Here is a 24,458-nt window from a genome sequence, read left to right as displayed (position 1 = left end):
TTCAACTTTCCCTAGCCAGAGTTTAAAGCTATCAGCTTAATAATCCGTTATTAAGTGATGCCAAATTACTATAAGTATAAATTAAATAAGCAATATTGTTTTATTATCGACAGATTTATAGCGTTTATGTATTGCAAAAATAGCTCAATCTGTATAGTGTGTGAATATTACCTTTTTATTTATTAATAAAAATGATCCAATTTCCGAAGGAATTATACCTATTATTTGACTTGATTAATTTTATTGAGAAAAAAAGTAGCGAGAATGAGCAAAAAATTTTATACCTACTTCTCTATTTAATTTTAGGAATAATGGCTATCTCCCTATTTCAAGCCGTTACGACTCGCTCTAGCTTAGGTTTTTTTAGACCTCAGCAAGAAAATAACGATAATTTAAATTTACACGAAGAGAGTTTAAAGAATGCAAACTATAGCGATGAGGTTCCAGAAGAATTTATCTGCCCAATATCTCTAAGTATAATGGTGAATCCAGTTATGCTGGTTACCGAAGATCTCTCTGCTAGTAGGCTTTCATTTGATAAGGCTTCAATAGATGCTTATATGGATAAAGCTAAAGAAATGGCTTCAGCTAACGGTAAAGAGATAACAGAATTTACATGTCCAGCAACAAGACTGAAGTTTTCAGGCTATGTGTTCAATGACTGTTTAAAAAGTTCCATTGAACGTTGGGTCTCCGAGACAGTTACAAAATCGACTCATTTAGCAGTTGCGAATGCTTAATACCATTGCTAATTTTTGGGAAAATAGCATGCAAATAGCACTCTTTCAGAGGTGTCTCCAACACAGGATAAAAGGACTCCTTGTGGTTGTTTATCATCGCCGTATATTCCATGGATCACCCGCAATCCACCTTTGTTTGCACAGGCGAATTTCGCTGAAGCGACAATATTAGTAGTTGACTTAGATGGTGCAGCATCGTTATAGATGCCATGGCAATTCAAACCACCAGTTGTAGGCGGCGCTAATATTAAGATTTTCTCTGCAAAGCTTGAGTTAGATCCAACATATAAAAGAGCAACAATTAAAGCGCTGATTAATCTCACTTCTCACTCCCTATGAAGACTATTTTAATGTTGTCGATGATAATTTTGCTTAAAATGATACATTTCAGTACCGATCTCTTCTAACTCCCCCCTACTTAATAATTTTTTCACTTCAGGAAAAAGTTTCATTTCCTCTTCCTTAGCATGAAGCTCGACATCTTTTTTAAATTTTGAGAAATGCTCTTCCCAAATTGATTCAGTTTTGATTTCTGAGAGGCGTTCAATTTCTCTTTCTGCAAAATTTTCTTCTTTCAAAAGATGTTTAATTTCTTCATTTAATTGCAGATCATTTTGGAGATGAGGATACCATACGCTATGCTCCATCGCTTCATGACGTACCAAATCATTTCCTAAAGTCTCAAACATCTTTCTTTTTGTTTGATAACGATGCGATTCATCATTAATATTATCCAATAACTTTCTTACTCTATTATGCTCTTTAACTAAAAAATCGATAGCGTTCATAAGATATCCTTATCGAAGGGATTTTAATTAACTATAGAATATTGGATTAATTTATCAAGAACATGGCCTAGCAACTGTCGTTAAGGATGGCCTCCTTATACCAGAGCGAATCTAAACTTAATTATCGTTTGGATCTCGGTTAATCGTTTTACCTTGAAGTATAAACTATCGTTCGTTTTTGCAACGGTGCCAAAAAAGCTGAGTGTTGGCTGAGTTACATACGAATCCCATCACGAGGTGATTTATGTTCTGAAAGCTTCAATTGGGGTAATGCGATGGCATCGAGAGCCGAATACAATTCCTTTGCTGGAATGTCTTCGATACGAATATGTTTAGTCTTGTGAGTATAACGAGGGTCTAAACATAGACCGCTATTTTGGTTCCAGAAAAATATCTTATCTAATCCAACCAGCGTATCAATCTGATGGCATAATGTTAAGCCATCTTCAAATTCTCTTAAACGATAAGCTAAGATATAGAATGATATTGGCTTGTCAGTGCCTTCAGATAAAATGATATTTTCCATTCCACTATAAGTAGCTAAAACGGGGGAGTTAGGAGCAATTTTATGAATAATATCTTCAGAAAATAACCCAGTCATCTCCTTCCATTCATCACGATTCATAATCATGTCAGCAATGATCAGAAGATTGTCATCATATCGATCAGTTTTACTCCAGAATGAATCCTTGGATATTCTGTTAATTAAATCTTTAAAAAACTTGCAAAAAAGCTCATCAATACAATCTTTGTTTGCGGCTAATCTTCTATTGGTTAAACTAATATCCATATCTGTTAATATCCAAATGGCTTTAGACATATCATGTTCTTTTTCGCTTTCAAGTAATTGTCGTAAATGTCTAAACATGACTTTGTATTGATTCGATCCATTACGCCAGCAATGATAATAATCATGAGTTCTTGCTGCAAATAAGCTCATGTGAAAACCATGTACCTTGGGTGTGGGTTTTAAATCTGGATGTGGCGCTTCAATAGGGCGAGATTGTCTGCCTAGATTGTAGACTTTAGGATTCTCATCCATCTGACGTATGCGACGAATAGGAATTTGTCCCGCATTATTCACAATTTTGGTTGCATGTTCGATCCCATGCATGGCGATTTGAAGTTTATTCAGCACGGAAGAAGGCGTGATAATCATGCAAAGCAAAGGGCTGCGAGGATCGTTTTCATCGTAATCAGGATTAATTCCTATAAATGGAAATGATTCTCTTGTTCTTATGGCTGTAATAAAAGCCATAACGCTATTTGATTCTATGGTATTTAAGTTAGAAAATTCAGGAAATAAATGCTTATTATCACAAATAAACGAATAGATGCGTTTTTTTGCATCAGCATCATTAGTTTTTATTAACATATCAACCGCATAGTATAGTTCCGCTTTTTGTTTTAATTCGTTTTCCTTAATGACATTAGCTTGAAATTTTTTTAGAAATTGTTTTATAACTGGGCCCAAATAAGGCCTAGATCCGATATCAACTAATTGATATGGATTTAATAAGGTTTCGAATAAATTAAATTCGAAAGCACGCGGTACATCAATGCTAAAGTAGCATCGTTGATTTTCCGATACTTTTTGTAAACGATTTTTAAAATCAAGAATTTTTTCATTAGTAGCATAGGGAATGGATTCTGGATGATAAGGTCCTTTGCCATCAAAAAATTGATGTTGTTTAATGCTTGAGCCATCTTTTTTAAATAACTCACAAGCCATAAACATATCAAGCGCAGTACCTAATTCACTCTCATTTATTTTTTCTTTGCGAAATGCTTTGTAAATATCTCTGACAAAATCCTCATCCAGAAAATCTAATTCAGACCAGCGACCTTCATTAATTAATGTTGCATATTCATTCGCCTTGGGACCAAAAGCTTCTTTCATAAAACCAATAGTGAGTGGTCCAGTCAGTGTTTCTGAGTATTTGCGAGTAGATGATTTACCAGTTTTACGAGTGAATGATTTACGTTTTTTGAGGCGCCATGCTCTTTGCAGGACTCTAGCAGCTTGCTCCTCATAGGCATTTCCAACGACCAACCAAAAGTGAGGGTTAGCCTGCGCTTTAGCCACAGTCACGATTTTATATCTTTCATCTTTTTTACGGAAAAATGAAAATGCAGATACTTTTTTCTCTTTACGTGATCCTGCAGCAAAGAATGGAATAGGCTCAGGCTCAGGTGTTGGCTCTTGCTGAGTTAAGTGGCTATTCTGGTTGGTCGAATTTTTAGCGACAGAATGCTCCTTCTTACGCAGCTTCCTCCTTCTTTTTGGATTTTTTCTTTGCATATATTTATATCTATAGATAGTGTTTTATGGAGTTTCGACAGACAAAGTAAATTTGTCGCGTCTGTTTCTGATTTTTGATGTCACATATTATGCAGTAATTATTTGGGTTGATGCTACTGATCCGTTTATTTCAATAAGCTGAATGTCTGCTGCAAACTGAACAATTATAGCATTGTCATGTCAATTTCTTCAGTAGGTATAGTAGGTTGAACATCTGCCATTGCTTTAAAAGAGAATATAACTGACATTCCCTCTATTAATAATTTTTTCTTCATTTATATGGATGCGGCCATTAATGAATTACGACAAGAAGGCTTTCCTGTAAAAGATGAGGATGTCGCCAGGCTTTCGGCGTAGGGATTTGGGCATATTAATATGCTTGGGCGTTATTCGTTTGTAATGCCAGATGAAGTAAAGCGCGGTGAGTTGAGGCCATTAAGAACGGTTGAAAAGTCTTAAGTGACTTGGCTGTTCCATTGCTCCCCAAGGGCCAATATGAATTAGCCTGAAATTCTGCTCAAGGTTTGTTTAAATTTTTAAATGTAATTTACACATGACCCTTTTTAGCTAAGATACCGGCAGGAGGTCTAATGGATACCTCATTCCATGTTGACACAATAGAATTGCTTAATTAATATCCATCTTGTTAAAAATATTATTTTGAGGTTTTAATGTTTAACTCGCTAGAAATTTTTTCCGTGGAGCTGCAGAAAATCGTAAAATTACAACCCATGAAAAAATATTGGAAATAAAAGGAAGATTACCAGGAATTCACATTAATGAAGCAGAATGGACTACACAGGAAAAAGAAGCTCAGTTTGAAGATTGGCTCGCTTCAAGATCTAAACTTCGAAAAGCGGAATTGGCAATCTTTGATGCTATAATGATAATCGAAAATAAAATCTCGGCTTTAGGAAAGGACCGAATTAATGGTAAGGCTTTTAATTTCTTTACAGGACAAGATAAGGAAAAAAAGGCGATCGATGCTAAAATTCATTGTCTAAAAGATTTAAAGGATGAACTGTTCAATCATTATGTACAGATATCTGCACGTCATAGCAATCATTTTTATACTCTAGGTTCGCCAAGTTCGCCATTTGAAGCCGAAGAGTTTTTAGCTGAACAAGTGAATGAAATATCCGCCTTATTTACAAGCCATGATTGTGTTTTAGGAATTGATGAAGAAACGGGTGAGAAAATTTTAGATATACAATTTGGAATTAATGCTTTAATTAACCAAGCAATGGATTACTTTGGTACAGAATATTTTGGCAGGTTAAAATCAGGATCGAGGAATGCTTTAGAGGCTGCCCAAAATAAAATTACTCAGAGTTTTTGAGAATGATATTAATTTGTACTAAACGTAGATTGGATTGTTAATTGTGACTTTTGCAGCAAAAAAACATTGAGTCAGAATTTTCACCCCCAACCTATTGATTTTATTACACTGCTAACTAATCTTCCTGCCCTTAGATTGCGCGCTGTGAATTGAGAAACTCTTCATCAATGCGGCGGCCAATCATCCAATTCAACAAGACCTGGGTTGAATTATATTCTCGCGCAACATGGCCTTTGGCATGATCAATTAATTTCGAATATCGTTATGCAATGCCGTTGATAATAATGCTATCTCACGATCCTCATGGGGTTGCATTTCCTTTTTGCCTGGCATATAAAAGTTCCTAGAAGCATGGGTATCGGCAGTTTCACTATTAAAACAGCGAGAATTTCAGGTGGGAACCGTAGCAGAAAATACCAAACGATGGAAACGTTTTTTTGATTTGGCACTTTTGTTCAGATGTCGGCAAAATCGATGGTCTTTAGTCCCAGGCCTTTGAGCAGAATCCAGAGCGACAACTCGAAGGAATCTCACTTAACAAAAAATTTATAGATAAAGCGTCTGGAAAAAATACTGCACGACCACAACTTGAGGCGATGCTCGACTACGTGCGCGATGGTGATACCATCGTTATACACAGTATGGATCGGTTGGCGCGCAATTTAGATGATCTACGTAAACTAGTAACACAATTGACTTCACAACAAATTAGAGTTGAATTTGTGAAAGAAAGTTTAACATTCACAGGTGAAGATTCGCCAATGTCAACGTTGTTATTATCTGTCATGGGCGCATTTGCTGAGTTTGAACGTTCATTAATTAAAGAGCGTCAAATGGAAGGGAACGTTCTTGCTAAAAAGCGTGGCGCTTATAAAGGCCGGAAGGCTGCCTTATCTCAGGAACAAATTGACGAAATAAAAAAACGCGTGACTCAAGGAGATAAGAAAAGTCATATCGCACGTGATTTTAGTATTAGCCCGAGAGCATGATGCCTTTTTTTCTGATTATATTTATTGCAAGCGACTCGCTTGTTGGTTGTCTACTAGCCAGCCATAATAACTGTTTTTGATAAAATCTGTTAAGCTTCAAGAGGAGATTAATAGCATTCGAAAACAATGCAATAATGTTTTGACATCGTGTGAACCCTACGGTCAATTCAATTACTTAGAGCATACGCTGAAATCGATTAAAGCACATCAATTAGTAGTCATATTGCGGCTTGTCGTTGGCATTTACTAGCAATGAGTTGTTATAGAAATCAATAAGTTCCTCTTTCCCTTTACTCCTTATAGAATCATAAAGCGCCAGATGTTTTAAAGCTATGGAATCAATGGAAAACCGGCTAGCCGCCTCTAAGGCTTGATGTTTTAATTTAGAGGTTTCAGTTTCAGATAAATCAAGAAGTTCCTTAATAGCTTTTGCTAATTCTAACGGGGATTCTATATTTATTATTTTCCCAACTGCGAATTCCTCTGGACCGCCAGAACGAGTTGTAATTACAGGTAAACCACAGGCCATTGCTTCAAGACAAGCAATTCCAAACCCTTCTTCACGCGAGGGCATGACCGAAAATTCGGAGATATTATGAACTTGGGCAACTTTTTGCTGTGTTTGTTGTCCAATAAAATAGATATTTTCTAGACGATAAGAATCAGGCGGCAGGTTTTCTATCACATCGTCTAAACACCCTGCTCCCATAATAATAAAATAAATATCCTCTGAAGCCTGAAGTAAGCGGTTAGCTTGTAAAAGGATATCAATGCCTTTTGTCAGTGATAACTTTGCGGAAAAACTAATGATTCTAGCCTTAGGATCTAACTTAATTTTTAGCTCATCTAAGATTGCTTTTTTATTGGTATCAATGGCCTTAAATATCTCTTCATCATAGCAATTTGCAATCAGCTCTACCTTTTCTTTGTCGACGTTATAAAGCTTAAAGACCTCGTTTTTAACTGACTCTGAAATGGCAATTATTTTTTTAGCATATTGCGCACTCGCAATTGCTTTGTCTCTAGCCTTCTCATCAAATCGAAAGCCCATCTGATCACTATGATGCGCTGATAATAGAAGAGAAGGAAAACCTATTTGCTTGATTATCCAAGCAGGATACCAGATATGATGGCATTCAATAATATCGGGCCTAAATTGCTGAATTAGGGAGGATAATTCTTTATATAATTCTTCTTCATATAAATTTTGCTGATCACGTGAAAGGGAGCGAAAGGTAATTCCTTCAGGATTACGAGGATGAGGATCTGGAATCATTAGGGGAAAGTTGTTAATACAAATCCCACCTTTTTTTATAGGAAACTGCCAGATCTGATATAGCTCTGAATTTCCATAATATTCCTCTTTATCCTCCGATGCTAAATTACTATCGGGGAAAAAAACTTTAACTTCGTGGCCCAATTTTATTAATTCTTTGCTTAGGCATTTTACTAAATTAAAGCTACCCGTTCCCCAAGGACCTGTGGTTATAAATAATATCTTCATTGAGGTTTATTTTCCTTATATTTGCTCATAAATTTTAAGGTGTTTTTGAGTAATCTCTGACATTGTAAATTGATTAGCTACCATAAGGGCTTGCTCCCTTAATTTTAAATAATCTGTCTTTGGAAGTTGGAGTAACTCCTGAATTCCATGAGCTAATTGTGATGGCGATTCAGGATCTATAATTTTTCCTACAGCAAAATGCTCAGGCCCTCCACATCGTGTAGCAACCACAGGTAGTCCGCAGGCCATTGCTTCCAGACAAGAAATACCAAAACCTTCCTTACGAGACGGCATAAGGCTTAGCGTTGAAATATTATGAATTTTAGCCACCATTTCAGGGGTTTGTTGTCCAACAAAATGCATATTTTTAAGGCTATATGAGGAAGAAGGCATATTTTGGATAATGGAATCAATACTACCTGCTCCAAGCACTAGGAATTGAATATTGTCTGATGAAGAGAGTAAGTAATTAGCTTGCAATAGAATGTCTATACCTTTAGTTAAGGATAATTTTCCAGCAAAACTGATTACTGGAGCATTTCGCTCCCAATTGATTCCAAACTTAGATTGAAGTTCATTGGTTAACTGTTGTTTGTCCCTTGAATTGACTTTAAATACTTCTCTGTCATAGCCATTGGGCACCACAATGATTTGAGCTTCATCCACATTATAAAGTTCAATGACCTCTTTTTTTACTCCTTCGGAAATGGCAATGATCTTTTTGCAGTCTCGCCCAGCAGCAGTCGCTTTTTCTCTCACTTTTTCATCGAATCGAAATCCCATTTGATCACTCTGGTGAGCCGTCAAATAAGAGCTTAATCCTAATTCCTTCAAAATCCATGCTGGATACCAAATATGATGACATTCGATCACGTCAGGCTTAAATTCCTGAGTGAGGGTAAAGAGTTCTTTTTTTAACTCATTTTCATATAAATTTTGCTGCTCTGTACTCAGATCTTTAAAAGTAATAGCATGAGGATTTCGCGGGTGGGGATCTGGAATCATTAAAGGAAAATTTTGAATACTAATGGAACCTTTTTGTAACGGAAAATGCCAGATTTTATAGAGTTCAGAGTTTTGGTAATATTCTTTCTTATCCTCAGATTCAACATTTCCATCTGGAAAAAAAACTTTAACCTGGTGCCCTAAGCTTATTAGTTCTTTCGCTAGGCATTTAACTAAAGTGAAACTTCCAGTTCCCCAAGGGCCTGTGTTTATGAATAGTATTCTCATAGAATTTGATTTCTTTAACTGTTTTTATTAGTATAAATGCATTGTAAAGAAGAATGCCAATGGTCGAAAGACAAAGATTCCCTTAAACTGACAGCCTATCCCCTTTTCCCCATTATCTTTCAACCAACTCGTTGCTAGTAATTCCCTATGACCTGCCAGGTAGGGAAGACAAATTCATTGAACTTTTTTTCGGTTAATTCGGTTGAAATCCTTTTGTAGTCTGTTTTCCTCATGCCGTCACCTTTATTTTTATTTTCTGAATCGGAGCTTTCAATTTGATGGCAATTAATCGAAATTAAGGCTTTTTTATAGCTTATGAAACTAGCAATCTGTTTAGATTTGGACAAATAAAACCAAGAAAGTAATTCAGATGTTAATCCAGCTTGATTTAAGGCAAAACTGTATTAGGCTTATATTAAGGATACGTAGGCTTGGCCAAGTCCTGTCTATCTGGAGGAGTTTAATGTAAATCAGGCCTTCTATAATATGAAAAATATTTTAAGCAGGGTTATCTTATCTAGGCGGCAAGTTAAGACCGTTGATGGCGCCATCAATCCTAAAATTATTTTTTTGAATAATGGATTAATTATTACCTCTATTATCACGTGTATTATGGGGATTGTTCGTTGGCATGATGCTGTTATTATGAGCGTGATTGATTTTAGCTATACGGCCATCGGCATTGTATAGTTTACTATCTGCGAAATCATGAAAAAAAAATAGAGCTTGTCAGTTCTATTGTCTTGGTGCTGTATTTTATCTTTCTTTATTCAATTTACCTATTGGTTCCACAGGAATCTGTTCGTGTGGCAGTTTTTTTTCTTTTAACAGCGATTGCATTTTTTTTAAAAGGCAGAAGGCAAGGGCTTGTATGGGGGATGTTTATTCTATTTTCCATGTTATTAGGTGCCCTTGCTCCCTGGTATCGAACGAATTATTCGAACCTCAATATGCTATCAACCTGTTTATATTTAATCGCTCTTATCTTTATTTTATATAATTACGAGTTGGTTAGGGAGGAGAATGTTGACAAATTAAGACATTTGAATGAGTTCCTCGAGAAAGAGGTCATCATTCGTACTAACGAATTGCAAAAAGCTAATAATAATTTAAAAAAACTTAATCAACAGAAAACGTCTGTCTTAAAAAAAATATACCTGGTTGAACATGAAGAAAGTGTGATGAATAAATTGAATAGCATGCTTCAAATTTGTGCTTCATCGGAAGAAACTTATCCAGTAACCCGCATCATAGCCCAGGAGCTTTTTCCAAAACTAAGCGGTGGATTAGTTATTTACCATGATTCCACTCAAAACATGGAAACAGTTATCCAATGGGGTAAAGAGCAAATATTACCAACTTTTTTTTCTCCAGAAGATTGTTTCGCGCTTCGCGAGGGGAATGTCATTATTGTGAATAATCCTGAAACAGCGCTGCCATGCAATCACTATACCTCGCTCCCGCAAGGTGGATATATATGTATACCGATGTTCGTTCAAAAGGAGTTAATTGGATTAATCCATTTTATTTCGCAGGAAGCCCAGGTAATATCAAAACATTCGCAAGACCTAACAGTTACTTTTAGCAACATTGTAAAAATTGCTCTGGTGAATATCAAACTGCGTCAATCATTGCTAGAGCTATCTCTACGAGACTCATTAACCGGGTTATTTAATCGCCGCTACCTGTTGGAGTATTTGCCACGGGAGCTAGCTCGAATCAAACGTGATAAAACTAACCTCATTACGGCCATGTTAGATATAGATGATTTTAAAAAATTTAATGATCGATATGGACATGAGGCCGGTGACAAGGTTCTAAAATTTATTGGTCATGAGCTGAATAATAATTTTCGACCTAATGATATGGCTTGTCGTTTTGGTGGAGAGGAATTTTTGGTAGTAATGGTTAATATGGATATTGAAACGGGTGTTCAAAGATTGGAACGAGTATGTGGGAAAATTAAAAATAAATCGATCATGTATAAAGGGCAGCGCTTATCTGTAATCACGGTTTCAGTTGGGGTTTCCGTAGCCCCCGACAATGGACTAATTGTTGATGAATTGATAGAGGCTGCAGATCAAGCCCTTTATGTGGCTAAACGGTCCGGGAAGGATAGAATAGAAATATTCAAGCCGGGTCATGGAGTTGAGATTTGAGGTTCCGTGGTAACCTTCGGCAGAACCCCCTTTAAGCTATACTCAATTTAAATGTAAAATTTAAGAAGCCATTTAAAATGATCAAACAAATTCTTATTGTTGAGGACAATCTGATTGCCAGCAAGGTGCAAAAAATGATTGTAGAAAGCTTTGGATTTGCGGTTGATTGTGCCATGACAGGTGAAGAAGGGGTAGAATTAGCACACAAAAAAGTATGCCTTAATCCTTATGGATTTAGGATTACCAGGAATTAATGGTATAGAAACGACTATAAAGATTAAGATGGATAAATCAGGAATTAATAACACATTAACCTCAATAGTGGCAGTTACTGCCAATGAGGATCCCATAATACGCGAACAATGTCTTAACGCAGAAATGGATGAAGTGTTATCAAAACCCTTTACTCCTGTAACGGCAAAGGAACTTTTAGACCGCTTTTGTCCTGAAGAGGCAGCGTGAATGTAAAAATACTGCCCTCATCCATTCTGCTTTGTACCTCAATATTCCCACCCAACTGAATGGCCACCTGGCGTGAAGCATATAACCCCAAACCGACACCTTTAAAATTCTGGTATTTGTTCAAGTGCGAAAGCTTGGTGAATTGCTCAAAAATAAAATCCAACTTGTCATCAGGAATACCAATACCTGTATCAATAACCTGAATTGTGCACGTTGACCCGTATTAGCTACCTTTATATTCACGGATCCTTTTTCTGTGAAATTAATAGCATTTCCTACTAAGTTTGACAAAATTAAATTAAATTTTAGCCTATCTGTTTTAATTCTATCACTTTCTTTTGGGATGTCATCAATATAAAAATCCAATGCTTTTATCCGTACCGTAGCTGATAGTATTTCCTTAATTTTCATTAATTCACTGCCGATGGAAATCCACTCTCTTGGTGCTATCAGAGGATCTTTGATTACAATACAACAATAATTTGATGATGAACCGCTTCTCATTGATTGGAGCTTTTAAGCAAATCTCCTAAAAGTATTTTTTTATCCGGATCCGATTCCATTTCATACAATATCATTGCTATCGCACTAATTCCCGCAAACGGAGAAAAGAATTACATTTACTTCTTCTTTTCAGTTAAAGCAGATAAGTATTTATCTAATGGGGTTAAGGAAACAAATAAACAGAGCAAAGCTGCTCCTATACCCGTAACCAAAGATTCTTTCCCGGAAGCCGTAGCTCCATGGCTTATATAATCTGCAATTGTAGTCCCAATAAAAGCAATAGTTGCTGCGCCATATCGCGAAGCTTGAAACTTAATTAAATCGCCATAAGAGGCTAGTAAGCTTATTAATCCGGTTCCTAATCCTGTACCAATGGCAATTTTCCAGTGGTATAGGGTAAGTACTGATAAATTTCCTTTCGTCATAGCAAGAAGGCAAGCCGTTGTGGATTGCATTACATGACGTACAACTATTGCAGAGCGAACTTTTATTTTTGAAATAATGGTATCCATTGGTCTTATCCTTGGTAAGAAGTGAAATTCTTATATCCTTTCTAAAATCAATTAATTTGTTTGAATGTGTAGAATCAAATTATACGCTTTTACCCTTGGCTGTTATTAAATATTAAATTAGAACATACCTCTCAAATAACCAAGGTATTAAATTATAACTTGTTAATTACAATTACGCTCCTGGTTAATATAGATCAAATAACTTAATCAGTAATGCGAAGTGTATCAAATAAAATGTTAGCGATTGCTGAAAATAAGAATTTTGATAAATCAGTAGAAAATGGGTTCTGTCGCGAAAAAATCTGTCGATGTATGCCAGAAAAACTCTGGACGAATTTAGGCTGCGAGTCCATAGAATTGTTCAAAATAGACTGATTTTTTGCTTGGAGAGAGCTACGGTCGAAAGTTGTGTATGGTCAAAAAAGACCAGGCGGCTTGAACGGGTTGAATTATTTACTTGGTCCCAGGCCTAGAAGTCTTTTACTTAATCGTTTATCACCAAAATTAACTAGCCCAAACTCACTCTCTGCCCATCCCGTGGATGGTATTTCCCAGAACGCATACGGTCATGGATGGTCTCCTTATAGCCATTCTCACTGGTAAGAATGGCTGATTTGATTAGATAGTGCTTCAGTTTTAACTATGCAACTGTTCTAATTTCTGAACATCGGATTGTTTGTTATGGATGGATTTCAAAATTTCTCTGATCTTGGGATCATGGCTACATTTTAGTAAGTAAGCCGTCATTTGCATGCCTCCTTTAAAGTGATCACTCACTTCACTTATATACATATCATCGAACTCTTTGCCTGCAAGCTGGTCAAACGACTTCAGCTCCATAGGTTTCATTCCAGGAATTTGATAATTGGCTGCTGAAGTAGCGGGTAATTTACTGAGTAGTTCTTTCATTTTAACAACTTCACTGCCTTGCCGCGCGAGCATTTTCTTTGATATAGCCACTATTTTTGGATTTTGAGATTTTTTTATAGCTAGCTCCATTATTTGCATTCCTTGTTGGTGATGAGTAATCATCATTTGCAGGTATTCTTTTTCAAGTGCTACAGTTTGTTTTTTATCTTTAGGACAATGATTTTCATTCATAGACATCTGTCCCATATTAGATTGATCCATTGCAAATGCACATGAACTTATTAATGTGAGCCCTAAAAGTATTGAATACTTCTTCATTTCCCTATCTCCTAAATTAAGTAAAGGACCTTAGAATTATAGGTCAATAATAAAAAATAGGGGTTCTAATGTAATGAACCATCATATAGGCCTCAATACCAACGTTAAAAAAAGACAATTACGCCCAATGCTCCCGCACTACGCTTTCTTAATAGCTTCTTGTTAAGAGTTATGTGACTTATTGTTCTGGAGATGCTTTAATCAGCAGGACATATCTAATTTGATAGTCATCATACATCCCTGTGTATAGATGTATTTGCCGACTACTCCACCTCTTCCAGCCATAATTTCGACAGAACTGTCTATAGGCTTTTGGGGAGTAACGGAACAGCCAACCCACTTAAGAAATAACAGCCATAAAAACAATATGTTATCAAAATTGATTTAACAAATTTAGATGGTTATTGATGATAATTGATTGATCGACAAGTAATAATAAAAAACATTTAAATATAATTTTAATTGATTTTAGTAGCTTAAGTGAGTTGGCTGTTCCGTTACTCCCCAAAGGCCGATAGCTGAAATGATAATTTTCTCGGCGAAACCCCTACAAGGGTAATCAAAAGTGTCTATTAAAATCCATAGATTGATGCAACACCCGAATAACTGCAATACCATAATGAGTCATTTTGAAAAAAATAACATGAGAACCTACATTGAAAGCCCTCAAATCCTGACGGACATAATCACATGTTCGAGAAATAAGTGGATCGTCTGCGAGATACTGGAAGCTTGTTTCAATTGCCAAATATAATCTTCTGTCCTTTTGCTCCCAAATTCTCGCATACTATATAAATAGATTGACTCAAGATCCTCTATAGCCTTTGGATAAAGACGATATGTTTATTTGGCATGAGGGGCTTTTTTCATGCGCTCAAGAAACTCTTCCGCGTTCCACATTAATGGATCGCCGCTCCCCTCCCCTTCATCGATAAGATGACGCAACTGCTCAAGCTTTGATTCAGCTTGTTTTTCACGAAGAAGACGTAATGATTCTCTTAATACTTCGCTATTACTTCTATAATCTCCTGAATCCACAAAAGTGGGGAATTTCTGGCCCTCCCCTTTGACGTAGAATGTTTATCTTGCATATTCAGTTCGTGAGTAAAAAAACCAAGTTCACCGCTGTATACTAAAGATTAATCTATTGATATAAGCTTATCGTTTGATAAGAAAAAACCAAAAGAAGGCTCTATGCGTCGAATCATCGCTGTCTGTTTTATTTTTTTTCTTGCTATACCTGGTCTAGTGCTTTCCAAATCTACCGAGATAAATCAGAAAAAAGAAGAAAATTTCTCTAAAGTAGTTAGCCTTGCGAAGCTTCTATTTTCAAATAAAATACTTCGCGGTGAAGATGGAATTATTCAGAAATATTCAATGTTTAAACAAATTGGGTCTGCTCAACAAATTCAGGTGGAAGTTACATTGAGTGATGGTTTAATGCTCATGGTATTAGACACTCTAGTACTTACTCCCAACGGCCTAATTTTAATTGAAGAGGCTCAAGGCATGCCAAAATTGAAATATGATGTAACCCTTACATCGTTGGGTAATTTTCTGGTGAACTCACGAGATAGTGCTTCAAAGTTCATCAGTCGCGAATGCAGGTTAGTTAACGGAAAAACATCCTGTATCAAAACAATAATAGGGCAAAATGGTTCGACCACTATTATTAAGTACTCTCAGATAAAACCTTGAATGGCAGGAGGCAGCGTAACGTCAGTATTGGTAAATAAAAAAATCTAAAAATGAACCCGCAAACTCAGATTGAGCACTTTTGGGGGTTCTTTCACAGGACCCGTCATGGGGTTTTCCCGCATAATAAAATTACGCCCCAGAAAGGAATAGTTACAATCATTTCCCTAAGCATTATCTTCCTCTTCAATTGATTATAGCTGCAATGCTGGACTTATTGTTCTAATTTTAAACCAATATTCCAATTTTATGAAATATACACATCTTTAACTAGTTTTGGCTCTTATTTTAACTCATTGTAAGGTTGATTTTCCTGATTGGGTCTCTCACTATTTCTCGGTGAATGCCACATACTAAGATGAGGTGGAGCATAAAGCGGAGCAGGCATTTCAGGTGGTGGAATTTGTACAAATTGTGGCTGCGGTTGTGCCAGAACACTGCGGTAACGCAATAATAATGACTTTCTATAATCAGAAAACTGTATACAAAGCCGTACACAAATTGATAATCGACCTTCAGCGACATTTTTTAAATCGTTTAAAATTATTTTTTTAAGATAATCTGAATAATTATACGATGTTAATAATTTCTCGATTTCTCTAATAAAGTAACCGAGTAAATCTTCGCTAGTCATAGGCGAATTTCGATAAGTAGAAATAGAAGCAGCTAAAATGCAGCCAAAAATATGCAATTGTGAAACTGATTGTGGCCCTTTTTTTGCATAAATTTGATCGGCTTCTTGCAATTGTTCCCTCAGCCAGCGTAAACGTAAGGCTGTATTGATCTTGGGAAAGAGATGAGAAAAATATCCAAATTGGACTAAAGTATCAAATCCTTTGACAGCATAACCATTAACAAAATGTTTCTTAAGCGTATTATACTTTTTTCCGCTATCTAACGAGTCTAATAAAGATATATAGGGCTGTATCTCTTCAGGCGGATGCCCAGGAAAATACCCTTGTGATATCTTATGCGTATAACGTAACAATCTCAGAGAGTCTGTTTTAATATTTTCATTTAGCTCCCCTATAAAATAAACTTTATTTTCTTTTATATGTTTTAAGCCGTTACCAAGAGGGTCTAGTATACGGCCGCTCTTTGTCAAATAAACTGCACCTATTGTAAAGTCACGACTTTCAGCATCTTTCCGCAAAGACTCCTTGAGTAACTTACTATGCTTTACCTCAAGCTTAACCGGATCAGCGCATAACCCAATAGGCGAAGTTTTATATAAATCTCCCTTAAAATTATCATGCGGAAAGAAATGGTATTGGATTTCACTAAAAGGTTTAATTAAGCTAGTCAGTGGAAGTTTGGTTACCATATCACAATCTTTATTTGCTAATTGAAGATAAACCATATCCCAATTGACAGATTCACCATTCCTTTCACGCATTGCATATGCGGCTAAAGTGCTAGCTTGGCTTCCTACTATTAAACTGACCTCTTCATCAGATTCATTTTCATCCCCAGATATGAAATTAAATCGAGAAAATAATAAATTTAATCGCTCATTAAGAATGACATGATACCCAGAGTCATCTAAGCGTTGGTTAGATTTTGTTTTTTTACCTCGTTTTTTTCGCCTTTTATTAGCAGACGGTTTAATTGGCTTTGCTTTATTTTCACTCTCATTGCTTGTGGTTAAAGCTGGTATTGAATCTGATTTGCTTTCTTCCACTTCTGTTGTAGCAGCTTCATTTGATAGCAAAATAACCTTAACAGACTCGACAGGGGACTTACTTGACTCTACAGGTGGAGGGTTATTTGATTCCAATTTATCATGCGCTAATTGAGCTGCGCGTTTCGCTACTTTACGTCTTTTATTTTTGTCGTTACGACGCGAGCGCCGTAGCTCTTCTTTTTGTTCTTTTTCTTTTTTTACCCGTTGAAGTTCAGCGGCATAAACCTCTTTCCTTTCCTTAACATCTCCATCTCCAGATGCCATATTTTTTTCTTTAGGAGTCAAAAGTGAGTCATTTTTTCCTTTAGCACGGCTTTCCATTTGAGCAAGCGCTAATGCTCTCTTATTCGTACGATTAGTAGTTTGTTGGGGCAATACTTCAATCTTTTTTGTTGTCTCTAGACTCACCTGCGAAAGAGTAGTAACCTTTTCATCCGAACAAAATATACCTTCTAATAGCCTTATCTTATCTTCTATTAGCTGTAAATAAGACTTTGATCTTTTATAAATAGGACAAGCATTGGCGGCATCCATGTCCTCGTATTTACCTTTTAATGATCTGTAAACTTTGTATAATTGATTATAATTGCACTTTAATTGCTCTTTAATATTATTTGCATTTTTATCTGAGTTAATTAACAACTCATTTATTTCAAGCATAATTTGTAACCAAGCTAATCCTTCATTCACTATTTTTATTAAATCTAATAATTCTGGTCTATTCATTGATCCAAAATTGTGGCGAAGTATATGCAATAATTGCTCACTGAGCTCTTTTATATTGTTGCTAAATTCTTGAAATGCAATAAAATTATTATCTTTCGTTATTAGCGCATACATCAGATCAATAATGCGTTTTTCCATTTTGCTATTAGCACTCTCCCAAATGCCAACCACATCGGGCTCTGGGGCATAGGCTTTCAAACTTTTAGGTAACTCTGTTTTTTCAATAAATTTGTACATGCGTAAGTGATTAATGGCTATATGCAGGTTTTTCAGCAAGTCCATTTCAAGAAGCGATATAAAATTTTCCTTATCATATATTTCACAAAAATGTTTATGCATATTGTGCATCACAAATTCGATAAATTTTAAAACCGTATTGTTTTCCTTATTATCATTTTCTGCATATAAAGTTTGTACTGTTTCAAATGCATTTCTCCATACATTAAATTGATCCTTTATAGGAGTTAAACCCTCTTTTGTAGCAAAATCACTTAACTCAGAAAAACTTTTTAAAAATACATATCTATCACTAGAACGAAATGCAGTAATCATAGCTTTCCATGAGGTATAAGTTATCAGTATTTTTAAACCATGTAATATTTTTTCTGGACATTTAGGTTGCGTATAATATAATTTTTTTGCGGCTAATGTGAAATATAAGTCAACCCGGTTTTCTTGAATCTTTTTTTCTCGCAGATACAACTCTAATGCATCATAATGTAAATTAATCTCTAAATTTGAATCAATTTTAATAAAATCTTTATATTTATTTAAAATATATTCATCATCTTCTTCGTTACAGGCAACCCTTATAGTCATTCCGTATAGTGATTCAATCATTTCAATTAATGATTTTTTATATTCTTGAGATTTTTCCGGTATTGTTTCCAGCGCCCAATTTTGAATACCATTATAGCAAGTCTTTAAACCAGACGGGATTTCCATTTCTTTATAAAAACCAATCATCTCATCTAAATGCTCAAGACATACTTGCCTCGTTTCTTCTATTTTTCCTAATATTTCAGATTGATTTTTTCCTGAATTTAAAGCAGGGAGATATATATGTGCTATTTTTTTTAAATTAGTAATAAGCAGAAGATGTAGTTTATCGCAGCGATTTATTTTTGGTGCCATGTTGATAGATTCCACGAGTGCATGCTCTACTCTTTCATTATAAATAAATAGAGATAGCTCATTTGCGATTTTGGCATAATTAAAACATGCCTCAGCACTTTGTTCTGGACGACCAAAAATCGTGATAAGTCTATACAAAGACTCTCTTAGAGGGGAAGCAGTATCATCTGATCCAGAATAAGCAATATAAGGAATTATTTTTTTTATTACTTCCTCGACAGAGACGTTTTGGTGTAAATCAGTAGCAGATTTATTGATAAGTAACTGGGAACGCTGCAGCATAATTTCCTCGTTTTATTGTAGTTATATCGCCCCGAATCAGGATACTTGTAAATTTGACCAGTTCGATTTTCAAAAGGGTACTTTAGCCCTTGTCAGGCCTAGGTTTCTTGGCATTTTATTCAAATCTAAAACATACTTCCAAATCGCTTAAGATGCTCAGTCATGTAAGGGCTCATATAACTCACATCTTCTTTGGTTATTCTATACCCTTCTTCTTGAAGCTCGTGGCAAATATCAGTTATATCAACAACCTTTTGCAGCATAATAGGGGTCGTGCTGAAATCCCACTTTTTGGAGGTTCTTCAGCACGACCCCTAGTACGGATTTTCTATAGAGTTTTGTTTTAATTTTCCACAATTTTTATTCCAATAATATTTTTTAGCTATTGTTTTTAACATGGGAAGGTAGATTGAATCATTTTCAATGTTTTGTATGATTTCAATCATTAAATCTTTTCCTAGTGGAAATCCATAAGGGTAACTTGCTCCAGCACCCAAGACAAAAACAGTGTTTTGTTTAAACATTGAAGTCTTTCCTTAATTCAGACTCACCCATCCAATAGCACAGTAAAGTTGCAGGTATTTGCATAATTTTAGCTTTAGTGTGGTCAGGTAAATTTTCCATGATACCAAAGTCATCCAAAGATTTTGTGACCACATATCCATGTGTGATCGTCTTTTTTCTACAAAGCTCTAATAATCCTTTTAATGCTTTGGCATCTGTATGCTGAGCGCGATATTTTACTTCAAAGGGAATGATTTGATCCCCAATTTGTGCGACAAGATCTACTTCATGCTCTTTTTGGCCTCGCCAATAACTAAACCGCACATTATGAGAGTAATATCGAGCAAATAAGTGTTTAAAAACTGCCGTTTCAGTAGCAATACCTAATGCTTCAGCATCATTAATAATACTTTTACCTCTAAGCAATACTGCTGGTGCAATTGCGGCATCCGCTAAATATATTTTGTATTTAGCTCTTGAAATGTCCTTACCATAACCAAAGGGTGGTAATCGATAGATAAGATGAGTAGCCTCTAATAAGTGGATAAAATTCTGCGCAGTAGGTCTCTTTACTTCAAGATTGCTACACAAATCGATCATACATAAATAAAGAAAAGTTTGCTCGAGCTCTAAAATTCGACGAACACCAAAAAGTGCTGTCATATCTCTTTTCAGTACCTTATCGATGATATCCTCCCTCAAAAGACGTTGAGCCTGATTTATGCTTTCAACCTGTGCAGTTTGAGGAAACCCTCCTCTTAAAAGATATTCATGAAAATGCCCCACGTAGTGAGCTGCCAACTCTTGAACTCGATAAAATTCATGTTTTGGCCATTCAAATAAGATGCGCAAGGACTTAAGTTTAGGTAATTGAGGTAAATCAATTTTTTTTAATTGCAAATACTCATAAAATGAAAGTGTTGTTAAACGAATAGTATACCAGCGCCCTACTCCAGATTCTTGATCAGCTTCAATGATTGGTGTTGCAGATTCAGTAAAAAAAATTCGTCTGTTTTTAGAAAAATCTACCTGATGTTTAATCCAAGTTCCCCAGTCACGCATACTGAGCTTCATCAAGAAAAATATACTCAATATCGTCGGTTTTTGGTTCTCGTTCACGCCAAGCCCCTAAAACCTCAACATTATCTGATTGATTATATTGATTTTATTGAAAAATAACCATCAAAATAGGCCTTCAAATGTCGGCAAAACTGACGATCTTTAGTCCCAGGCCGATTAGGGTTAACTAGTTATAATGAGTGTGATAATTTTGATTTGCAAACCGAACATCGCCTGGCTATTTGCTTATATTCTTTAGGAAAGCTAGCTGCAGAATGATGGATATTTGATGGTTGTATGATTTTCATTAGATGACCTATTGATTTCTATTTGAGTCTCATTTGATTTCTTGTTGATATCTAAGTGATTCCTAAATGATATCCATTTCAAACTTACCCCTAATTTTTTGTGGTGCACCCACGCTTTCATGCGTTATTTGCAGCAGTTGCTGATAAAGCGGCTCGAGTAACGTGCGTTGTCCCGTTTTCAATACCGCTCCAGGTAATGACAGGCCATCTTCATTTATTCACAACCCATCTTATTTCGCTGGTGGAAAGTGCAGCTTCTCGATTAGGGTTAACTACTTACAATGAGTGACCTCCGGCCGGGATCTTAGCGAAAAAGGGTCATGTGGTTTATTTAATCAATTATCATCTATATTCTTAATTAATTTTAAAGAGGTTATGAGTAGTTTGTTCTAATTTAAACTTCATTGCTCTTTTATGTATACTATTTTTATGCCAATTAGTGAGATTATACAAAAAATTTAAACACATATTGGATGGAATATGTATGTAATTTACACATGACCCTTTTTCGCTAAGATCCCGGCCGGAGGTCAAAATAAATACTTATCCATTTGAGGGCATATCTATATTTTTTTAGAATTTTAAGATTAGCTATTGACCCTGACATTATGTCATCCCATATGCTCAATAATGACAGGAGAACCAAATGAAAGTATGGCATATAAAAGAAATCAGCGACTTAACCAAAACATCGATACGTATGTTAAGGCATTACGATAAAATAGGTTTATTAGTACCGTCTTATCGTGACCCTAATGGTTATCGTTGTTATACAGCACCAGATTTGGCAAAGTTACAGCAGATTGTGGCTTTAAAATACTTTGGTTTTAACTTGAGCACTATAAAGAACATTCTGCAAAAACATAACAATATCTATGCTCATCTTCAAGCACAGCAACAAGTAATCAAGAAGCAAAGTGATCATTTGCAGCAAGTACATAATGTATTGGATGATATTCTTAAACGCCTTGCTCCATCTAACTCTCCTGATTGGAATGATTTATTACTATTAATTGAGGGGTTCAATATGACAGACAATCTGAGAGAAAAATTAAAAGGTTCATGGGCTGGTAAAACATTATCAGAATCTCAATTTGAAGAATATTTATTTCTTTATGAGCAGTTCCCTGAAGAATTTGCTCAACGGGATGCCATGATTGATGAAATTAATCAAAAACTTGTGGGTGATCCTGAGGGGCCAGATGGGGAAAGAGTCGTTCTATTTAGTCATGATTTGGCTAAAAAAATGAAACAATTTTTTACACAAAACGTGAAGCTCAGTTCAAGCTTTCTTGAAAGTATTAAATCAGGAAAGGTGACGCAACTTGAGATTAGTCGAGAAGGGGCCAACTGGGTAGGAAGAGCGACATTAGCCTATTGGTTGAAACGATGGAATGGACTTTATGATAAAATTATAGACAATCTTGCGGCGGATCCCAATGGAAAGGTTGGAAAAGAGTTAGCTAAAGAATGGCGGACTATACTTGATGATTATTTTTCCGTCGGATCTAAGGATTTCCTTAATGGAATACTCTTATGGCAAGAAACTGCAAGGCAGGATAAAGAAATTAAGGAATTGAAAAAAATACCATCACCTCAGGAAATGATGGACAAGTGTCATATTAAATTATTATTTAATCCAAATGCTGCGAGCTGGATTAGCAAAGCACTTGAAATGCATTAAGAGGCCTGTGCCATATAATTTAGTGGATTCTTTTTAAAGTGTTACCAATTTCAACTAGATTGGTGGCACTTGATATGGAACTCATTATTATTAGATAAATTTTGGAAGATATGAATATTATATATTTTATTATTTTGCTTGTAATTGGTATTTGGCTTTTTGATAAAACCTGTTTATGGTTAGAGCGTAAAGGCTGGCTATATTATCGATTTGAAAAGCCCCAGAAAGGAATAATAGGTGCTGCATTACAAGAATTAAATGCACAAATTATGCCTAGTAATAGACATGTTATTATTGCGCAAAAACAGGAAGTTCAATCCAAAAAAAGCTTACCGGACTCTACATTATGACGCTGAAACTACAAAGCTCTTTACAATCTTAAATTTCACGGATGCTCATGTGATTGAGGAATTTAATAATGGTGAAAAGATGTCTTTATTAATTGAAACAAAAAGGCTATTAATTAAAATCCCAATATTGGATGACCTTGATAATTGGAATTCTTTACATTCTGATCCAGAGGTCATGCGCTTTATGGGCGGTTCAAAAACTCGGACCACAGTACAAGAGTGGTTGGAATCTGATATTTTACATTATAAAAAACATGGCTTTTGCATGGGTTCTGTTTTCGACAAAAATAATAAGAAATTTATGGGGAGAGCTGGACTAGTCTACCTTGATCATGATGATACTCAACCAGATATTGAAATTGGGTATGTACTTCATAAAGAACAATGGAATAAAGGCTACGGTTTAGAGCTTGTTCTTGCATTGATTGGCTGGGGGTTTTCTCAACTAAATGTTAATAGATTAGTAGCAGTAACACGTCCGGAAAATAAAAGATCGCAAAAAATTTTGGAAAAAGCAAATATGCAATATAAGAAACAAATTCAATTTCATGATGAAGACTTTCTTTTTTATCATATTCATAAAGTCGAGTAGCTGCCCCCCCATTACTGAGGAGCAGCTACTCGACTATTTGAAAATAACCACTTGATTATCTAACCGAGGAAATATGAAATTTACTTGCAACATAGATAAAGGAGATCGCATAAACCGCACAATAATTGGCTTAGTGCTATGTATTGCTGCATTGATTGGATTGGGAAAGTATTTCTATATTACACTCGGACTCGTATTGATGATTGAGGGCATTGTTGGTTGGTGCTCTATCCCTTATATATCCAGTAAAATCAAACGATTGTTCTAAATGCTCATCTTTGTTTCTTGGGGACCGATATCTGTTAGCACAAGTTATGGCTTATGATAAGCCGCTTTGAAATATTCCCTGAACTCAAGATGCATACCATCTAGAGATGCTGGGGTATTACAATGATTCAGTGAGGAGATAATCGCATTGATCCTCAATTATTCAGTAAAAATAATAAAATAATTTTGGATTCAATTTTTAAATGCAACACTCGTATAATTTGTGGACAATATTTTATTAATTTTTACAAGGAGTTGCGTAGTGGGTCATCGTCATCTTAATTATCTAAAGCGCTGTCAAATTTTAGCGCTTTGGAAAGCTGGTTTTAATCAAACTCAATTGGTGTACATAAATCGACAATCTGCCGTGAGTTTAAGTGTAATATTACGTTTGTAAGAACAAGATTAGGTTATTGGACTTACAAGCCGGATTATGCGCAAACATATGCGAAT

At 35.6% G+C, this 24,458-nt stretch carries 27 protein-coding genes and 3 pseudogenes; 14 read left to right on the top strand and 16 right to left on the bottom strand.

Features of this window, described 5'->3' with window-relative positions:
* The first annotated feature begins 230 nt into the window (after nucleotides 1-230).
* Entirely contained in the window at nucleotides 231-740 is a 510-nt protein-coding gene (locus tag Ldro_RS15465; RefSeq protein WP_162263985.1) for a U-box domain-containing protein, read from the top strand.
* Nucleotides 741-748: 8 nt separating this feature from the next.
* On the opposite strand, the gene Ldro_RS15460 is transcribed toward Ldro_RS15465, so the two are convergent.
* The 3 genes from Ldro_RS15460 to Ldro_RS15450 all read right to left on the bottom strand — a co-directional run bounded on the left by Ldro_RS15460 (nucleotide 749) and on the right by Ldro_RS15450 (nucleotide 3,830).
* Complete coding sequence (locus Ldro_RS15460) at nucleotides 749-1,063, bottom strand: hypothetical protein (protein WP_058497330.1); 315 nt, start codon at nucleotides 1,061-1,063, stop codon at nucleotides 749-751.
* A gap of 24 nt (nucleotides 1,064-1,087) precedes the next feature.
* Nucleotides 1,088-1,528 (bottom strand): hemerythrin domain-containing protein, encoded by a 441-nt coding sequence (locus tag Ldro_RS15455; RefSeq protein ID WP_058497329.1) that lies wholly within the window; start codon nucleotides 1,526-1,528, stop codon nucleotides 1,088-1,090.
* A gap of 214 nt (nucleotides 1,529-1,742) precedes the next feature.
* Complete coding sequence (locus Ldro_RS15450; protein WP_058497328.1) at nucleotides 1,743-3,830, bottom strand: hypothetical protein; 2,088 nt, start codon at nucleotides 3,828-3,830, stop codon at nucleotides 1,743-1,745.
* Between the two features lie 273 nt (nucleotides 3,831-4,103).
* Between Ldro_RS15450 and Ldro_RS16860 the strand changes: the two are divergent.
* The 3 genes and pseudogenes from Ldro_RS16860 to Ldro_RS15440 form a co-directional block, all read left to right on the top strand.
* Nucleotides 4,104-4,289, top strand: a pseudogene (locus Ldro_RS16860) (Tn3 family transposase); the annotation flags it as partial.
* 283 nt (nucleotides 4,290-4,572) lie between these two features.
* A complete protein-coding gene (locus tag Ldro_RS15445; protein ID WP_058497327.1) occupies nucleotides 4,573-5,169 on the top strand; it encodes a hypothetical protein in 597 nt (198 codons plus the stop codon).
* Nucleotides 5,170-5,696: 527 nt separating this feature from the next.
* Nucleotides 5,697-6,158 carry a recombinase family protein gene (locus tag Ldro_RS15440; RefSeq protein ID WP_058497326.1) on the top strand — a complete coding sequence of 154 codons (462 nt, stop codon included), beginning with the start codon at nucleotides 5,697-5,699 and terminating at the stop codon, nucleotides 6,156-6,158.
* 211 nt (nucleotides 6,159-6,369) lie between these two features.
* On the opposite strand, the gene Ldro_RS15435 is transcribed toward Ldro_RS15440, so the two are convergent.
* Together Ldro_RS15435 and Ldro_RS15430 are read right to left on the bottom strand one after the other, a co-directional pair.
* Nucleotides 6,370-7,662, bottom strand: coding sequence for a glycosyltransferase family 4 protein (locus Ldro_RS15435; RefSeq protein WP_065235951.1), 1,293 nt, complete (start codon nucleotides 7,660-7,662; stop codon nucleotides 6,370-6,372).
* A 15-nt stretch (nucleotides 7,663-7,677) separates the two neighbouring features.
* On the bottom strand, nucleotides 7,678-8,895 hold the full coding sequence (locus Ldro_RS15430; RefSeq protein WP_058497325.1) for a glycosyltransferase family 4 protein: 1,218 nt from the start codon (nucleotides 8,893-8,895) through the stop codon (nucleotides 7,678-7,680).
* Between the two features lie 486 nt (nucleotides 8,896-9,381).
* Between Ldro_RS15430 and Ldro_RS15420 the strand changes: the two genes are divergently transcribed.
* The 4 genes from Ldro_RS15420 (at nucleotide 9,382) to Ldro_RS15410 (ending at nucleotide 11,516) form a co-directional block, all read left to right on the top strand.
* A complete protein-coding gene (locus Ldro_RS15420) occupies nucleotides 9,382-9,585 on the top strand; it encodes a hypothetical protein (RefSeq protein WP_058497323.1) in 204 nt (67 codons plus the stop codon).
* Between the two features lie 116 nt (nucleotides 9,586-9,701).
* A complete protein-coding gene (locus Ldro_RS15415; protein ID WP_058497322.1) occupies nucleotides 9,702-11,054 on the top strand; it encodes a sensor domain-containing diguanylate cyclase in 1,353 nt (450 codons plus the stop codon).
* A gap of 77 nt (nucleotides 11,055-11,131) precedes the next feature.
* A complete protein-coding gene (locus Ldro_RS16435) occupies nucleotides 11,132-11,308 on the top strand; it encodes a response regulator (RefSeq protein ID WP_131764361.1) in 177 nt (58 codons plus the stop codon).
* Complete coding sequence (locus tag Ldro_RS15410; RefSeq protein ID WP_083498010.1) at nucleotides 11,283-11,516, top strand: response regulator; 234 nt, start codon at nucleotides 11,283-11,285, stop codon at nucleotides 11,514-11,516. The genes Ldro_RS16435 and Ldro_RS15410 overlap by 26 nt, the downstream gene beginning before the upstream one ends.
* Here the strand turns inward: Ldro_RS15410 and Ldro_RS17080 are convergent.
* From Ldro_RS17080 to Ldro_RS15390, 7 genes and pseudogenes are all read right to left on the bottom strand, one after another.
* On the bottom strand, nucleotides 11,458-11,679 hold the full coding sequence (locus Ldro_RS17080; RefSeq protein ID WP_353743748.1) for a sensor histidine kinase: 222 nt from the start codon (nucleotides 11,677-11,679) through the stop codon (nucleotides 11,458-11,460). The genes Ldro_RS15410 and Ldro_RS17080 overlap by 59 nt on opposite strands.
* Nucleotides 11,637-12,020: an ATP-binding protein gene (locus Ldro_RS15405; protein WP_058497320.1), complete on the bottom strand. Its 384-nt coding sequence runs from the start codon at nucleotides 12,018-12,020 to the stop codon at nucleotides 11,637-11,639. The genes Ldro_RS17080 and Ldro_RS15405 overlap by 43 nt, the downstream gene beginning before the upstream one ends.
* Nucleotides 12,021-12,136: 116 nt before the next feature.
* Nucleotides 12,137-12,532, bottom strand: coding sequence for a hypothetical protein (locus Ldro_RS15400; RefSeq protein WP_058497319.1), 396 nt, complete (start codon nucleotides 12,530-12,532; stop codon nucleotides 12,137-12,139).
* A gap of 455 nt (nucleotides 12,533-12,987) precedes the next feature.
* Nucleotides 12,988-13,080 (bottom strand): annotated as a pseudogene (locus Ldro_RS16180) (IS4/Tn5 family transposase DNA-binding protein); the annotation flags it as partial.
* A gap of 88 nt (nucleotides 13,081-13,168) precedes the next feature.
* Nucleotides 13,169-13,720: a DUF305 domain-containing protein gene (locus Ldro_RS15395; protein ID WP_058497318.1), complete on the bottom strand. Its 552-nt coding sequence runs from the start codon at nucleotides 13,718-13,720 to the stop codon at nucleotides 13,169-13,171.
* A gap of 559 nt (nucleotides 13,721-14,279) precedes the next feature.
* Entirely contained in the window at nucleotides 14,280-14,498 is a 219-nt protein-coding gene (locus Ldro_RS17075) for a type II toxin-antitoxin system RelE/ParE family toxin (RefSeq protein ID WP_083498008.1), read from the bottom strand.
* A gap of 65 nt (nucleotides 14,499-14,563) precedes the next feature.
* Nucleotides 14,564-14,758, bottom strand: a complete 195-nt coding sequence (locus Ldro_RS15390; RefSeq protein ID WP_058497317.1) for a type II toxin-antitoxin system ParD family antitoxin — start codon at nucleotides 14,756-14,758, stop codon at nucleotides 14,564-14,566.
* Between the two features lie 156 nt (nucleotides 14,759-14,914).
* On the opposite strand from Ldro_RS15390, the gene Ldro_RS15385 reads away from it, so the two are divergent.
* The gene (locus Ldro_RS15385) at nucleotides 14,915-15,418 is read left to right on the top strand and encodes a hypothetical protein (protein WP_058497316.1); all 504 of its coding nucleotides are present in this window, start codon (nucleotides 14,915-14,917) and stop codon (nucleotides 15,416-15,418) included.
* A 280-nt stretch (nucleotides 15,419-15,698) separates the two neighbouring features.
* Here Ldro_RS15385 and Ldro_RS15380 read toward each other — a convergent pair whose 3' ends face one another.
* From Ldro_RS15380 to Ldro_RS15370, 4 genes are all read right to left on the bottom strand, one after another.
* On the bottom strand, nucleotides 15,699-19,241 hold the full coding sequence (locus Ldro_RS15380; RefSeq protein WP_058497315.1) for a hypothetical protein: 3,543 nt from the start codon (nucleotides 19,239-19,241) through the stop codon (nucleotides 15,699-15,701).
* A 125-nt stretch (nucleotides 19,242-19,366) separates the two neighbouring features.
* Nucleotides 19,367-19,504 carry a Tn3 family transposase gene (locus tag Ldro_RS17070; RefSeq protein WP_131764360.1) on the bottom strand — a complete coding sequence of 46 codons (138 nt, stop codon included), beginning with the start codon at nucleotides 19,502-19,504 and terminating at the stop codon, nucleotides 19,367-19,369.
* Nucleotides 19,505-19,555: 51 nt separating this feature from the next.
* Nucleotides 19,556-19,765 (bottom strand): hypothetical protein, encoded by a 210-nt coding sequence (locus tag Ldro_RS15375; RefSeq protein WP_058497314.1) that lies wholly within the window; start codon nucleotides 19,763-19,765, stop codon nucleotides 19,556-19,558.
* On the bottom strand, nucleotides 19,758-20,864 hold the full coding sequence (locus tag Ldro_RS15370; RefSeq protein ID WP_238584038.1) for an ATP-binding protein: 1,107 nt from the start codon (nucleotides 20,862-20,864) through the stop codon (nucleotides 19,758-19,760). Before Ldro_RS15370 ends, Ldro_RS15375 begins: the two co-directional genes overlap by 8 nt.
* Nucleotides 20,865-21,758: 894 nt before the next feature.
* Between Ldro_RS15370 and Ldro_RS15365 the strand changes: the two genes are divergently transcribed.
* From Ldro_RS15365 to Ldro_RS17060, 5 genes and pseudogenes are all read left to right on the top strand, one after another.
* Nucleotides 21,759-22,796 (top strand): MerR family transcriptional regulator, encoded by a 1,038-nt coding sequence (locus Ldro_RS15365; protein WP_058497313.1) that lies wholly within the window; start codon nucleotides 21,759-21,761, stop codon nucleotides 22,794-22,796.
* A gap of 110 nt (nucleotides 22,797-22,906) precedes the next feature.
* Complete coding sequence (locus Ldro_RS15360) at nucleotides 22,907-23,146, top strand: hypothetical protein (protein ID WP_058497312.1); 240 nt, start codon at nucleotides 22,907-22,909, stop codon at nucleotides 23,144-23,146.
* 49 nt (nucleotides 23,147-23,195) lie between these two features.
* Nucleotides 23,196-23,738, top strand: a complete 543-nt coding sequence (locus Ldro_RS15355; RefSeq protein ID WP_238584037.1) for a GNAT family N-acetyltransferase — start codon at nucleotides 23,196-23,198, stop codon at nucleotides 23,736-23,738.
* Nucleotides 23,739-23,811: 73 nt separating this feature from the next.
* A complete protein-coding gene (locus Ldro_RS17065; RefSeq protein ID WP_083498007.1) occupies nucleotides 23,812-24,006 on the top strand; it encodes a YgaP family membrane protein in 195 nt (64 codons plus the stop codon).
* A gap of 261 nt (nucleotides 24,007-24,267) precedes the next feature.
* Nucleotides 24,268-24,458 (top strand): annotated as a pseudogene (locus Ldro_RS17060) (IS30 family transposase); the annotation flags it as partial.

The organism is Legionella drozanskii LLAP-1 (genome assembly GCF_001467585.1).
GTDB classification, from domain to species: Bacteria; Pseudomonadota; Gammaproteobacteria; order Legionellales; family Legionellaceae; genus Tatlockia; species Tatlockia drozanskii.
This window is presented reverse-complemented; position numbering and strand designations above follow the sequence as displayed.

Coding starts and splice junctions, on each gene's coding strand:
- Ldro_RS15430 (WP_058497325.1), bottom strand. CDS start 8,895: ATGAGAATACTATTCATAAACACAGGCCCTTGGGGAACTGGAAGTTTC.
- Ldro_RS15435 (WP_065235951.1), bottom strand. CDS start 7,662: ATGAAGATATTATTTATAACCACAGGTCCTTGGGGAACGGGTAGCTTT.
- Ldro_RS15380 (WP_058497315.1), bottom strand. CDS start 19,241: ATGCTGCAGCGTTCCCAGTTACTTATCAATAAATCTGCTACTGATTTA.
- Ldro_RS15420 (WP_058497323.1), top strand. CDS start 9,382: ATGAAAAATATTTTAAGCAGGGTTATCTTATCTAGGCGGCAAGTTAAG.
- Ldro_RS15405 (WP_058497320.1), bottom strand. CDS start 12,020: ATGAGAAGCGGTTCATCATCAAATTATTGTTGTATTGTAATCAAAGAT.
- Ldro_RS15450 (WP_058497328.1), bottom strand. CDS start 3,830: ATGCAAAGAAAAAATCCAAAAAGAAGGAGGAAGCTGCGTAAGAAGGAG.
- Ldro_RS15365 (WP_058497313.1), top strand. CDS start 21,759: ATGAAAGTATGGCATATAAAAGAAATCAGCGACTTAACCAAAACATCG.
- Ldro_RS17065 (WP_083498007.1), top strand. CDS start 23,812: ATGAAATTTACTTGCAACATAGATAAAGGAGATCGCATAAACCGCACA.
- Ldro_RS15455 (WP_058497329.1), bottom strand. CDS start 1,528: ATGAACGCTATCGATTTTTTAGTTAAAGAGCATAATAGAGTAAGAAAG.
- Ldro_RS17070 (WP_131764360.1), bottom strand. CDS start 19,504: ATGCTGCAAAAGGTTGTTGATATAACTGATATTTGCCACGAGCTTCAA.
- Ldro_RS15385 (WP_058497316.1), top strand. CDS start 14,915: ATGCGTCGAATCATCGCTGTCTGTTTTATTTTTTTTCTTGCTATACCT.
- Ldro_RS15360 (WP_058497312.1), top strand. CDS start 22,907: ATGAATATTATATATTTTATTATTTTGCTTGTAATTGGTATTTGGCTT.
- Ldro_RS15395 (WP_058497318.1), bottom strand. CDS start 13,720: ATGAAGAAGTATTCAATACTTTTAGGGCTCACATTAATAAGTTCATGT.
- Ldro_RS15410 (WP_083498010.1), top strand. CDS start 11,283: ATGGATTTAGGATTACCAGGAATTAATGGTATAGAAACGACTATAAAG.
- Ldro_RS15375 (WP_058497314.1), bottom strand. CDS start 19,765: ATGTTTAAACAAAACACTGTTTTTGTCTTGGGTGCTGGAGCAAGTTAC.
- Ldro_RS16435 (WP_131764361.1), top strand. CDS start 11,132: ATGATCAAACAAATTCTTATTGTTGAGGACAATCTGATTGCCAGCAAG.
- Ldro_RS15400 (WP_058497319.1), bottom strand. CDS start 12,532: ATGGATACCATTATTTCAAAAATAAAAGTTCGCTCTGCAATAGTTGTA.